Source organism: Corynebacterium sp. UBA4397 (assembly GCF_002390965.1).
In the GTDB taxonomy this organism is placed as follows: Bacteria; Actinomycetota; Actinomycetes; order Mycobacteriales; family Mycobacteriaceae; genus Corynebacterium; species Corynebacterium flavescens.
On record NZ_DGRD01000007.1, the window covers coordinates 17545 to 29991 of the forward strand.

Consider the following 12447-nt stretch of genomic DNA (forward strand, 5'->3'; position numbering starts at 1 on the left):
AATTGTCGCGTTTCAATCTATCCCCCGTACCGGACATGTGCTCACCTATCGGGGAGCACTCCCCACACGTGGAGCACCCCGTGTGCTTAGCTCGGTACGCGTGAAGCACCTGAGACTCAGGCTGGGTTTGCGTATGCTAGAAACCCATGAGCACAAATTCTGAACGCGAAGAAGTCCTTTCCCAGGCCCAGGCCGCTAAGGCGGTCGCGCCGGTTTTTGCCCAGTTGGCTACGCCGAAGAAAAACGAGATTTTAAGGCGCGCCGCGGAAAACCTCGTGGCACACAGCGCCGATATTTTGGCGGCGAACCAGCAGGATATCGAAGCCGGTCGCGCGGCCGGAATGACGGAGGCTTTGGTTGACCGCCTGGCTCTCGATAGCGATCGCATCGAAGGCATCGCCGGAGGCTTGCGCCAGGTGGCGGGGCTGAAAGATCCGGTGGGGGAGATCCTGCAAGGACACACCATGGATAACGGCATCCAGATGAAGCAGGTCCGCGTCCCGCTGGGGGTGATGGGCATGGTTTATGAGGCTCGCCCCAATGTCACGGTGGATGCTTTTGGCCTCGCTCTAAAGTCCGGCAACGTGGCTCTTCTGCGCGGCTCGAAGTCCGCTCGCTCCTCCAATGCCAAGCTGGTGGAAATCCTGCAGGACACGCTCGAGGAGTTTGGTTTGCCGCGCGAGGGCGTGCAGCTTTTGCCCTGCCAGACCCATGAGTCCGTGCAGGATCTCATCACCGCCCGTGGCCTCGTAGACGTGGTCATTCCGCGCGGCTCCGCCCGGCTTATCGACGCCGTTGTTAAAGGCGCCACCGTTCCCGCCATTGAGACCGGCACCGGCAACTGCCACTTCTATATCGATGCCTCTGCGGATGTGGACAAGGCCATCGCTATGGTAATCAACGGTAAAACGCGGCGCGTGTCGGTATGCAATTCCACCGAGTGCGTTTTGCTTGATGCTGCTTTAAGCGATGATGACAAGCTGCGGATTATCGAGGCCCTGCAGGATAGGGGCGTCACCATCCACGGAATCGTCTCCGAGCTGGAGGCCTTCGGTGTTAAAGGCGCAGTCGAGGCCACCGAGGAGGATTGGAGCGAAGAGTTTCTCTCCATGGACATCTGCGCCAAGGTCGTTGAAGGAGTCGATGGTGCCATCGCGCACATAGCTAAGTACACCACGGGGCATACCGAGGGCATCGCCGCGCAAGACGCCGGCGTCCTCCTGAAGTTTGCCAACGAGGTAGATGCCGCAGCGGTGATGCTCAATGCCTCCACCGCTTTCACGGATGGCGAGGTCTATGGAATGGGTGCTGAGATTGGAATCTCCACGCAGAAGTTGCACGCGCGCGGACCGATGGCTTTGCCCGAGCTGACCTCCACGAAGTGGATTCTGGAAGGCACCGGACAGACCCGTCCGTGAGTGTTATATTTTTGGGGTGAAAGTTCCCTACCTCTCTCATTCCCCCTATCCCTTTCCTCAACCCTCTACCCGCCCTTTTTCTGATTCTTGGAAGTTCCGCGTGTGGTTGCGGCGAAGTGCTGTAGCTGTCCTCGCGGCTTTAGCCGCGGGCCTTACTCTGAGCCCAGCGCATGCCAGCGGCATAGGATCCTGTCCGGCTGTCGTTATCGTTGCCGCGCGCGGCACAGATCAGAATAAAGACACGGACCAGTACTTCGGCCCGCAGCAGTATGTGCCGGACGGAGCAGTCTCAAATGGTTACGAGGGGCCAAATCTTACTGGGCTATTCCGGCTCGCAGAGAGCCGGAATCCCACAACGATGGAAGACGTTTATGTCCTATCTCTCGACGAAGAACAGTATCCGGCAACCATGGGCGTGCCAACGGTAGCTGAAACGGGGGAGGAGATTTCCACTCTCGAGCTCTTCAAGCGCGTGGGCGTCATATTGCATCAAGCTCCCTTAGGGGATCTAATACAATCAGCAGCTCTCAAGTTTCAAGATAGCCTAGAGACTGGGCAGAGGATGGCTCCACAGGTTGTCGACAATTTTGAAGCCAGCACCGGCTGTGCGCCGCGGTACATTACTGCGGGATATTCGCAGGGGGCGATAATCGGAACGGGCCTCGAAGACCACCTAGCAGCTAAAGGCCGCCTAGTTGGTGGGGTATATATGGGCAATCCTCTTGCGCGCCCGAATGTTAAAGATACTGTGGGCACCCCTGCTCGGGGTGGCGGGTTATTGGAAGCAGTTCCCACCAACTACTTGCCTAGTGGAGCATCGAGTGCAAAGCACCTCGATTATTGCCTACGGGGAGATTTCGTGTGCGATCTTACGGTCGCTTCAACCGTAGATGCGATTAATACTCGCATGAAAGTTCATGGCTCCTACTTCCAAGGCGAGGCTTCCGCAGATGATGCACGGGTGGCGGATGAATTGGCGGGTTGGATAAAGGAAGCAAAGGCCTACTAGTTATACTTGCCACCCATGACCAGCCCTCAGCGCATCGGAATCATGGGTGGCACCTTTGATCCCATCCACCACGGACACCTTGTCGCCGCCAGTGAGGTGGCTTATCGCTTCAATTTGGAAACGGTAGTCTTTGTTCCCACCGGCCAGCCTTGGCAAAAGGAGGGAAAAGTCGTCTCAGCGGCCGAGCACCGTTACCTAATGACCATGGTGGCCACGGCCTCGAATCCGCGCTTTACGGTCTCGCGCGTCGATATTGACCGTGAAGGGCCCACCTATACCATCGATACGCTGCGTGATATGCGGAAGCTTTTTCCTGATGCGGAGCTGTACTTCATCACCGGGGCGGACTCGACAGCCTCTATTCTCAGTTGGCGGGATTGGGAAGAAATGCTGGATATGGCGCACTTTGTGGGAGTGACACGACCGGGCTACGAGTTGAGCACTGATATGTTGCCGCCTGGCTCGCGCGATGCCATTGAGCTCATTGAGATTCCGGCCATGGCGATTTCTTCCACCGACTGCCGGCGGCGCGCAGCCGCGAAAAAGCCAGTGTGGTACCTCGTCCCAGATGGGGTGGTGCAGTACATTGCCAAGAACAATCTCTATGGGCCCAACCCGGATAAACCGCTGTGAGAAATAGGCAAATGAGCATAGAACGTGCAACACTAGAAGCTTAAAAGTACTTGTGTCTCCTAGTGTCTTTAAAAAGGATTGTTCATTGTCTATTTCTGACGTTGCCCGCCGGATGGCGGAGATTGCAGCGCTGGCCGCCAACGAGAAACTGGCCACCAATATCGCGGTCATCGATGTCTCTGACGTTTTGGCCATCACCGAGGTCTTTGTTGTGGCCTCGGCCGATAACGAGCGCCAGGTTTCCTCAATCGTCGAAGAGGTCGAGGGCGAGCTAACTTCAGCTGGCTTCGAGCCCAAGCGCCGCGAGGGCAACCGCGAAAATCGCTGGGTCTTGTTGGACTATGGAAACATTGTGGTCCACGTACAGCGCAGGGATCAGCGCGAGTTCTACGGCCTCGACCGTCTCTATCATGACTGCCCCCTCATCGAGATTGAGGGCGTCGAGACTCCGGAGCGCCCTGGCGAGTGGTCTTCTGAGACCAATACCCGTGAGGTCTCCTCCATCGACGAGATCCCGCTGGCCCCGCAGGAGCCGGAAGAGGACGAGGAGTTCTAAGTCCTCATGAGCCGCCGCCTGATTCTGATCCGACACGGACAGACCACCTATAACGCCACTGGCCGGATGCAGGGCCACCTGGATACCGATCTGGCCGAGGTGGGCTATGAACAGGCGGCTGCGGCGGCGGCACTGCTGCGGGATAAAGATATCTCCTACATCATCTCCTCCGATTTGATTCGCGCCAAGGAGACGGCGCGGGTGATCGCGGATTCCCTCGGTATGGACTACGCCGTCGACAAGCGCCTGCGGGAAACCGATCTCGGGCGTTGGCAGGGGATGAGCTCGGCGGAGGTCGATGCACAATTTCCCGGCGCGCGCGCCATCTGGCGCCATGATCCCACGTGGGCTCCGCCGGAGGGTGAGTCGCGGGTCGACGTCGCCAAGCGGGCGCGTCCGGTGATTGATTCCCTCATGCGTACCAGCACCACCTGGGATGATGGTCCCGTCTTAGTTGTTGCCCACGGCGGTGCTATCTCCGCATTGACGTGCCACCTGCTCGGGTTGGAGCATCACCAATACGGGATTTTGTCTGGCCTGAAGAATACTCACTGGTCGCAGCTGACGGCGCGCCCGCGCTTCGATGCGGACAAGCCTTTGTCTCCGCTGCATTTTGGCCCGGATAACGTCGACGAGGCCACCTGGTACTTTGAAGGCTGGAACATGGGGGCCCGCGTCATCGGGGGAACCGGGGCGGATATCTAGTGAGCGTGCGCGTTGTCACGGATTCCGCGGCGGGATTGCCCCCCGAGGTGATAACGGAGCTGGATATTTGCGTCCTCGACCTGCATGTCATGGACAATGCTGGGGCTGGCGGAAAGGAACAGTCAACCTCGGGTTTGAGCGCCTTGGAACTAGCGGCGGCTTATGGGCGCCAGATGGAGCGCTCCGGCGATGAGGGCGTGCTGGCTATCCATCTCTCAAAGGAACTGTCCTCGACGTGGTCGGCGGCGGTGACTGCCTCGGGGGTTTTCCCCGATACCGTCAAAGTCCTCGATTCCGAGACCGCAGGAATGGTGATGGGTGCCGCCGCGATGGCTGCCGCACGCCTCGCGCAAGACGGGGCAAGCCTTGAGGAATGCCGTTCCGCCGCCGCGGATACCCTCGCGCGGGGAAAGACATGGGTATATCTCAACTCCACGGAGGATCTGCGCCGATCCGGGCGCATGTCTGCGGCGACGGCCATGTTATCGACGGCGCTTCTGGCTACTAAGCCGATCATGTCCATCGCGGATGGAAAACTCGAATTGGTAGGCAGAACCCGCACGCAGACGAAGGCTTTTACCAAGGTGGTAGATCTCGTGGCCTCGCGTGCGGATGGACAGCCGGCCTTCGTGGCGGTTCAACACAATGATGCTCCCGCCGAGGCCGAGCGGTTGAGGCATCTGTTGGAGCTGGCTCTGGCTAAAGGCTCATCGTTCATGGTAGTGCCGCTAACGGAGGTCTTGTCCGTGCACGCAGGCCCCGGTGCCATCGGGGTTTCCGTGGTCTTTAGTACGCCCGAGCCTGAGGAAGCCCCGGCCAAGCCTCGGCTAGAGTTTCCCTCTTTTGGGCCGCTGTGGCATCCTCCGCGGCCCTGATTGCTGGCTGTTGTTGATCCTTACAACAAGTTATCCACAGGTTGCCGGATCGGGTCTGGCCTGGCTATGGAGCGCAGGCTTAGCTTCAAGGTATGGCAACCGCGCGTATCAGCGATAGGCTGCGTGAGCTAAAAGAGCCCACGGGCCAAGAGGAATATCTCGATGTGGACTTCCCGCGCCCACGGCTGCGCATCCCGCCCTGGCAGGCCTGCGTTGTCGCCGTGCTTGTCGTGGCTGGCGTGGTGGCGTGGCTGGGAATAAGTTCGCGCCAAAGCACGCAGCTGGCTCCAGTGGCACCAGCGACCCCGGCGGAGACAGCGGGGGAGGTCGTGAACAAGGGGAGAGGAGTTGCGAGTTCTGAGTCCACGCCACAGGCGCCAAGTTCCGTGGTGGTCTCGGTCGTGGGAGAAGTCGAATCCGCCGGGCTTGTGACGCTGGCTCCGGGGGCGCGTCTGGCAGATGCTCTCGCCCGGGCTCGGCCCTTGGCGCATGCTGATCTTTTGGGGCTAAATCAGGCCCAGCTCTTGGTTGATGGGCAGCAGATCGTGGTGTTGGAGCAAGGCTCAACCGTGCAGGGTGCGAGCGCGGCGGGCGCTGGAGATTCGCAAGGCGGTGGTTTAGCGGAGGCCGGCTCTGGTCCCGGGGCGGGAAAGGTCAGCCTGAACAGTGCCTCCCAGAAGGAGCTGGAGAGCTTAAGCGGGGTAGGGGAGGTCACCGCAGCCGCGATCATTGCCCACAGGGAAGAGATCGGTGGCTTTAACTCCGTCGAGCAGCTCTTGGATGTCAGCGGCATCGGCCCTGCCAAGTTCGAGAAACTCAAAAATGACGTCACGCCATGACGGAGCTGCGGCTATTTCCAGGGGCGGCGGTGGTGTGGGCGGCCACCGCGATCGTACTGCTGAACGGGTGGCAGGCGGCCTGCATCATTGTGATGGTAGTGGCTGCTGCCTGGCTTCTCCTTCGCCAGCGTGGCCAGGGCATTGCCTGCGGCGGAATCGGGCTGGCCGCAGTGGCAGTGGCGGCAATAAGGAAGTCTCGCGCGCAGGCTTTCGAGTTTACGCAGCCGTTGGAGGGTCGAATCAGCGCCGCACCTACCCAGATGGATTCCGGCACTTGGTTGCTGCGGCTGCGGGTGGAGGGCTTCCCGGCGCAGCTGCCAGTATTTGTCAAGGATAATCCCGGCCTGGAAACCGGCTCGCGAGTTTCGCTCGCGGCCTCCTTTAAAGAGGCCTCGCGCCCGGGACTGAGCCCCGTGGTGGCTGAGGGCAGTGCCGTGGGCGTAGCGCCTCCGCGGGGGTGGGCGCACGTGGTGGCGGGAAACTTCCGGGAGCTGGTGAGCGAGAGCGTGGGACCGGCAAGTCAGGGTCTGTTTCCTGGCATGGTGTTGGGGGATACCACCCTCCAAGAGTCTGCCGAGCGGGATCTTTATGTCGCCGCGGGGCTTTCACACTTGAGCGCCGTATCCGGAGCCAACGTGGCCATCATTTGCTCCGCCGCGGCGCTAGTATGTGCTGCTTTCGCCTTGGGTCCTGCCCAAAGGGTGACCGCGGCGGCAGCAGCATTGGCCGGGTTCGTGCTCTTGGTGGGCTTCGAGCCCTCCGTACAGCGCGCCGCGGTGGCGGGGATGGTGGGGCTGCTCGCGGTCCTTAACTCCTCTCGCATGCAACCACTGCACGCATTGAGTCTGGGGATAATCGTACTGATTCTCGTTGACAGTGAGCTTGCGCTGAGCTTTGGATTCGCGCTATCAACTGCAGCCACGGCCGGGATCGTGGTGCTCAGCCCAGTCATCGTGCGCTTTCTTGCACCGACCGGCTGGCCGGAGATTCTCGTTCGCGCCCTGGCGGTGGCCCTCGCCGCCGACGTGGTCACCATGCCAGTGGTGGCTTTGATGGCCGGCGAGGTATCGGTGGTCTCGGTGCTGGCTAATCTTTTGGTTTCTCCGGTCGCGGCGCCGATAACGATCTTGGGTGTCCTCGCGGCAGCGTGTGCCCAGTTAGGCCCTATCGACATCCTCGGGACGTGTTTGCTTAAAGTCGCTGAACCCTGCACGTGGTGGATAAACACCGTGGCACATGGGGTGGTAGCGCTGCCTGTCTCCACGGTGGCCGCCAGCCCGTGGGCAGTGGCGCTGGTCTATGGCTGGATTCTGCTCGGCCTGGCCTTTCGGCGCCCGCTGCTGACTTTAATCGTCGTGGTGTGCGCGGTAGGGGCCGCCGTCTACCAGCCTGGGGAGGTGGACATTAGCCGCCTGCGTACCCACGAGGTCAGCACGGAAAGCGAGATAGCACCAGTGCCTGCCGGGACGCAGGTCATCATCGTGCGCGGTCCAGAAACAGGGGACACTTCGCAGGTTTCGCCACGGCGTTCTTTGCCTACAGCCTTTCAGTCCACGCCTCGACCCACGCGCACAAAAGAGGGCATACCAGTGCTTTACCCGAGTCGCGATGGTCCGGTGCGCCTCTATCGTGACGGCGTGCAACACTCTAGCGACGGGAGGTTCTAAGATGGCTGTCATGCCTGTTGCACCCGTCCACCTCATCCTCGGAGATGACGAGTTCCTCACCGAGCGCGCCCGCCTATCCATCCAGAGTGCTGCGGCGCAGGACAGCGATACCGCCCTCGAGGTCAAAAGGCTCAAGGCCTCCGAGGTCAGTGAGGGAGAGATTGCAGAGGCCACCAGCCCCTCACTATTCGGGGATAACCGGGTCATCGTTGTCAGTGACGTCGAGCGTGCGGGCAAGGAAGTCACCAAGATACTGTTAGAGGCCTGCGTTAATCCCGCGCCGGGCATGACCATGGTGATTGTGTATACGGTGAGCGCAAAGACACTTAAGGCCAAGAAGAAGGCCCCCGAGATCGTGTCTAAGCTGCGCAAGATCGGCGAGGTTCACGAGGCTTTTTCGCTCTACACCAACGAGCTTTTGCCGTGGGCAACGCGCGAGTTCGCCAGCCATGGTGTGCGTCCCACCCCGGATGTGGTCCAGGCCGTACTCGACGGGGTGGGCTCTGATCTGCGCGAGTTAGCCTCCGCGATTTCCCAGCTCGTCTTCGATACCAACGGCAACGTGACTAGGGAGGCTGTGCATAACTACTACGTTGGCGTGGCCGAGGTCGCCAATTGGGACATCGCGGATGCAGCCGTCGCCGGACGCCTCGAGGCTGCTGTGAGCACCTGCCGGCGCGCGCTGCAGCTCGGGGCGAGTCCGGTGGCCATCGCCGCGGCACTGGCCAATAAGGTCGGCGCGATAGCGCGGCTTTATTCGGCCCGCGGAGACCAGTTTTCCTTGGCCAAACAGACTGGGCTCAATGCTTATGTGGTCAAGCTGACGCAGCCGGTGGCCCGGCGCTGGTCGGGGGAGAATGTGACCCGGGCCGTCATCCTCGTATCGGAGTTGGAGGCAGAGGTCAAAGGCCGGGGCGGCGACCCCGACTTCGCCATCGAGGCAGCCGTGCGTCGCATCGCGGAACTGGCGCGATAAAGTAGGGCGCATGAGTGAGAATCAAGAACTAGAAGAGTTCGCCGCCAAGCTCTTTGACTTCGCCCGCGCGGGTGATGCGCAGCTAATGGATTACATTGAACGCGGCGTTAACGTCAACATGGTCAACCAGGAGGGGCAGTCGTTCCTCATGCTCGCCGCCTACCACGGCCAGGCTGATCTCGTGGAAAAGCTTCTTGCAGCCGGCGCCGATGCGGACCTTCTCAATGATCGGGGGCAGTCCCCACTGGCGGGAGCCATCTTCAAGAAGGAAGAGGCCGTTATTGAGGCTTTAATCGCCGCTGGCGCCTCGGCGACTGCCGGGCAACCCACTGCCATTGACACTGCCCGCATGTTCGGGCGCGCAGACCTCGTTGAGCGTTTGGGCGCGGGGGGATGAGCCTAAGCGCCTTCCTCACGGTCATCGTTGCAAATCTTATTGCGGCGATGTCACCCGGACCGGACATCATCCTCATCACCCGCATCGCCACCAAGTCGCGGCGTCACGCCGTGGCAGCGGTGCTCGGAATCCAAGTCGGCGTCATCATGTGGTGCTCGCTTACGGTGCTCGGCGCCGCAGCTCTCCTGCGCACCTTCCCCTCAATCTTGGGCCTCATCCAGCTAGTCGGTGGAACGTGGCTGATGTGGATGGGCTGGAACATGCTGCGCACGGGGTGGGCCGCGCGTACCTCCCCGGCCGTCGACTTGGAATCGGCCGAAGCCTCGGTGGGCAGGCTGCGCTACGCCTTCGTGCAGGGCATGACCACGAACTTGTCGAACCCCAAGATTGTCTTGTTTCTGGCCGCGCTCATCGCGCCCTTGCTTCCAGCGCATCCCTCGCTGGGGCTGGCGGTGCTGCTTATCGCCAGCCTGGTTATCTCCAGCTTCCTGCTCTTCTTGGTCATCAGCTTCGTCATCTCCACCAACAAGATCCGGCGTCGCATGCTGCGCGCGGGACCGTGGATTGACGTTGCCGCCGGAATCTTCTTCATCGTGGCGGGTGCCACGATGGCCGTCACGGGTTTCCAGGACGTATTCTAAGCAAGCTTAAGTTGCCGGGGTGCGACTAGGTCCCACACCCAGTGGGCCCAGGCCATAACCGTGCCGGCCCGCCGCTTCAAGGTACTGCTCGACATCTCCAAAGCACTCGATTCCATGATGGCGAGGACATCCGAGCGCTGTGGGCCACGCTGCTTGGCGACGACGCCCTCCAAAACCGCGTGGAACACCTCGTCACCCGCCATGACCTCCACTAGTGCGAGGTTGCGATCATCCCGCGAGGGCGTTTCCATGATGCTTCGGCCGAGGGCAGTCAAGCGGGCCACGGAGCCCTCCAGATCAATCAACCCCAGGTAGCGTCCCGCATTGACGTAGTAGTCTGCTTGGCGCGGGGTGAATCCATAATGGGCGTGAATAGCCGTCTTGTCCAAGTCCTTGTCGAGCAGTAGCTCGCAGAGGCTGACCACCCTGGCAAAGGAATCTGCTTGCGGGAAGGGTATACGCGCTTGTCCCTGATGCTGCGAACGCGGGTGTGTGCGGGGTTTTATCCGGTCCAGCAGTGTGCGGAGTGAGTCGATACTTACTGCCGAATCACCCAGGACATAGCGGGTACTCGCGGCGAGCCGAATGCTGCGGAAGTCTTCCGGGTCGGTGAAAGTGTATCGGTAGAGGTGAAAAACCCCGTTGGAATAGACCAAGTAGAGGGGGATGACCTCTTTCGAAAGCTCGCGTGAAAAGCGCAGGTAAGGGAAGTAAAGCTGGCGGATATTGAAGTCGGCGGTGATGTGGTTCTTGGCTTCCACCAGTACCAGGTGTTCGGGGGATTCGAAGCCCGCATCAATCTCCATCTGCGCACGATCCACGGTAAAATGCTTGCCCATCTCGCGCAGGTGGAGCGGAAGCCGCCCGGTGGACATGCGCCCGGCCACGGTGGGAACGAGCCGGCTTCCTCCGATGAAGTCCTCGATCATCCCGGACAGCGCTGCGGCGCTGAGAACTAGGGCTTCAGATCTGAGGGCAGAAAAATCCAGCGATTCGATTCCACTGGGGATGGCAAGCGTGCGCAACACTCCGGCGCTGACCGGAAAACGCTCATAGAGATTGAAAGGGCCAATGAGATAGGAGCTGCGGCTCAGCGGGAGGATAGAAAGCCCGAGGTCCTCGAAGATCCAGGGCCTTGAAGTAGAGAAGTCATGCTTGGCCATAAGCCTTGGCTCGCGCCCACTCAAAGCCTTGAGTTCTTGGGCGCTGACACGAGCGAATCCGGCGGTAGAAATCTCGGAGGAGAGCTTCGCGTCAAATGCGCGCAGCCAACCGATGTCATTGAGACCCAGGGCCTGCCCGGCAGGTACCTCGAAACGGCGGCGCAGGTACTCTTCTTCGCGATTATCACCCATAGTTGCGCACCAGCACCTCCTCGACCTTGCCGCGCTTGGAGGCTACCGAATTGATGGCGCGGGTGGCGCCCACGATGGATACCTGGTAGTCACCATAGAGCTTTTTGATGAAGTCCGTGGCGGAGTTAGAAAGCAAGAAACGCACGCCACGGGCATCTAGCTCGTCGCAGGTCTCTTTCAACTTGATCTGATTGCTGCGGTCGAAGCCCCCGGATTGATAGCCGGTGAAGTTGCTCGTGGGATTGACCGGGTCATAGGGCGGGTCGAGGTAGACAAAGTCTCCGGCTGCGGCTTCTGCCAAGATGGCGGAGTAGTCGCCGTTGTGAAAGTCAATGTCATTACCATTGAGGTAGGCGGAGACTCCACGCAAAGTATCAACATCGCAGATGGAGGGGTTGGCATATCGGCCAAAGGGCGCGTTGAACTGGCCGGCGTTATTGACGCGGTAGAGGCCGTTGTAGCAGGTCTTGTTGAGATAGACCGTGCGTGCGGCGCGCTCGGTGCGGCTGAGCCGCGCAAACCCAGCCTCGCGGTCGAGGCCGCGCATGTCGTAGAAGAATGAAGCCTCATTGGGATAAGTAGCAAGCAAGGCAATGAGTTCCTCGACGTTGTCCCGGGTGACCTCGTAGAGGTTGATGAGTTCTGAATTGAGGTCATTGACGCTAGCCGCGGGCGGGCGCAAAGAGAATAGGACTGCGCCACCGCCTAAGAAGGGTTCGAAGTAGCGGCCGAAGCCATCCTGCGGGAGCGCAGCGTGTATCTGGGGCAGGAGCTGGCGCTTTCCGCCCACCCATTTCACTAGTGGCTTCACATCATTCATAACGAGTGTCCATCTTAACGTGCGAGCGGACATGAGCATGAGTACGTTAGCCCAAAGCGTTCGAACGTGTTATCGATGCGGGTGGGAAACCGTTAGTGTACATCGGTACCGATATATGTTCTCGGCTTGTCAGAGAGTGGTCAGAAGATCGAATGGGTGGAATATCGGACACAATCAGGAAGCTGAGAACCTCAAGATGCGCGCAATCCGCAAAGAGATCTCAGAGCGAGGGTGGGACAATCAGAAGTTGTGGCTCATCCCGGTTTATCTCAATCGCGCGTGTCTGCACTCTTCGACGGAAAATTTAGCCAGTTCCGCCTAGATTCGTTGGTTAACATCGGTGCCAAACATAGTATCCATGCTGAAGTCACCCAAGGCCGACAGGAACGGGCGAGCACTTGGTAGGTGTTAAGGGGATCTTCTGGTTTTAGAGTGCGTTGATTTTGATTCCGCATGGGCCCAATCCTTCAGGATAGGCCGGATGGCCTTGCTATCGCACTGCCAAGTTCTGGCGAAGCGGCCCGGCTGTGGATAACCGGGGCGGTGCGGGTGAGTT

General features: G+C 60.1%; 13 protein-coding genes. 11 read left to right on the plus strand and 2 right to left on the minus strand.

Features of this window, described 5'->3' with window-relative positions; all coding sequences use genetic code 11:
• The first annotated feature begins 146 nt into the window (after positions 1-146).
• From B2696_RS01910 to B2696_RS01960, 11 genes are all read left to right on the plus strand, one after another.
• On the plus strand, positions 147-1418 hold the full coding sequence (locus B2696_RS01910; RefSeq protein ID WP_276622007.1) for a glutamate-5-semialdehyde dehydrogenase: 1272 nt from the start codon (positions 147-149) through the stop codon (positions 1416-1418).
• A gap of 100 nt (positions 1419-1518) precedes the next feature.
• Positions 1519-2427, plus strand: a complete 909-nt coding sequence (locus B2696_RS01915) for a hypothetical protein (RefSeq protein WP_286953684.1) — start codon at positions 1519-1521, stop codon at positions 2425-2427.
• 15 nt (positions 2428-2442) lie between these two features.
• On the plus strand, positions 2443-3060 hold the full coding sequence (nadD, locus tag B2696_RS01920; RefSeq protein ID WP_286953685.1) for a nicotinate-nucleotide adenylyltransferase: 618 nt from the start codon (positions 2443-2445) through the stop codon (positions 3058-3060).
• Between the two features lie 112 nt (positions 3061-3172).
• Positions 3173-3616, plus strand: coding sequence for a ribosome silencing factor (rsfS, locus tag B2696_RS01925; RefSeq protein WP_174775552.1), 444 nt, complete (start codon positions 3173-3175; stop codon positions 3614-3616).
• Positions 3617-3622: 6 nt separating this feature from the next.
• Entirely contained in the window at positions 3623-4321 is a 699-nt protein-coding gene (locus tag B2696_RS01930) for a histidine phosphatase family protein (RefSeq protein ID WP_286953686.1), read from the plus strand.
• Positions 4321-5196, plus strand: a complete 876-nt coding sequence (locus tag B2696_RS01935) for a DegV family protein (protein ID WP_075730264.1) — start codon at positions 4321-4323, stop codon at positions 5194-5196. Before B2696_RS01930 ends, B2696_RS01935 begins: the two co-directional genes overlap by 1 nt.
• A 92-nt stretch (positions 5197-5288) precedes the next feature.
• The gene (locus B2696_RS01940) at positions 5289-6035 is read left to right on the plus strand and encodes a ComEA family DNA-binding protein (protein ID WP_075730263.1); all 747 of its coding nucleotides are present in this window, start codon (positions 5289-5291) and stop codon (positions 6033-6035) included.
• Positions 6032-7702 carry a ComEC/Rec2 family competence protein gene (locus tag B2696_RS01945; RefSeq protein WP_286953687.1) on the plus strand — a complete coding sequence of 557 codons (1671 nt, stop codon included), beginning with the start codon at positions 6032-6034 and terminating at the stop codon, positions 7700-7702. Before B2696_RS01940 ends, B2696_RS01945 begins: the two co-directional genes overlap by 4 nt.
• 1 nt (position 7703) lies before the next feature.
• Positions 7704-8678: a DNA polymerase III subunit delta gene (gene holA / locus B2696_RS01950; protein WP_276622014.1), complete on the plus strand. Its 975-nt coding sequence runs from the start codon at positions 7704-7706 to the stop codon at positions 8676-8678.
• Between the two features lie 10 nt (positions 8679-8688).
• Positions 8689-9075: an ankyrin repeat domain-containing protein gene (locus tag B2696_RS01955; protein WP_075730260.1), complete on the plus strand. Its 387-nt coding sequence runs from the start codon at positions 8689-8691 to the stop codon at positions 9073-9075.
• Complete coding sequence (locus B2696_RS01960) at positions 9072-9716, plus strand: LysE family translocator (RefSeq protein WP_075730259.1); 645 nt, start codon at positions 9072-9074, stop codon at positions 9714-9716. The genes B2696_RS01955 and B2696_RS01960 overlap by 4 nt, the downstream gene beginning before the upstream one ends.
• Here B2696_RS01960 and B2696_RS01965 read toward each other — a convergent pair.
• Together B2696_RS01965 and B2696_RS01970 are read right to left on the minus strand one after the other, a co-directional pair.
• Positions 9713-11071 carry a type II restriction enzyme gene (locus B2696_RS01965; RefSeq protein ID WP_276622018.1) on the minus strand — a complete coding sequence of 453 codons (1359 nt, stop codon included), beginning with the start codon at positions 11069-11071 and terminating at the stop codon, positions 9713-9715. The genes B2696_RS01960 and B2696_RS01965 overlap by 4 nt on opposite strands.
• Positions 11064-11891: a DNA adenine methylase gene (locus B2696_RS01970; protein WP_286953688.1), complete on the minus strand. Its 828-nt coding sequence runs from the start codon at positions 11889-11891 to the stop codon at positions 11064-11066. Before B2696_RS01970 ends, B2696_RS01965 begins: the two co-directional genes overlap by 8 nt.
• Positions 11892-12447 lie beyond the last annotated feature (556 nt).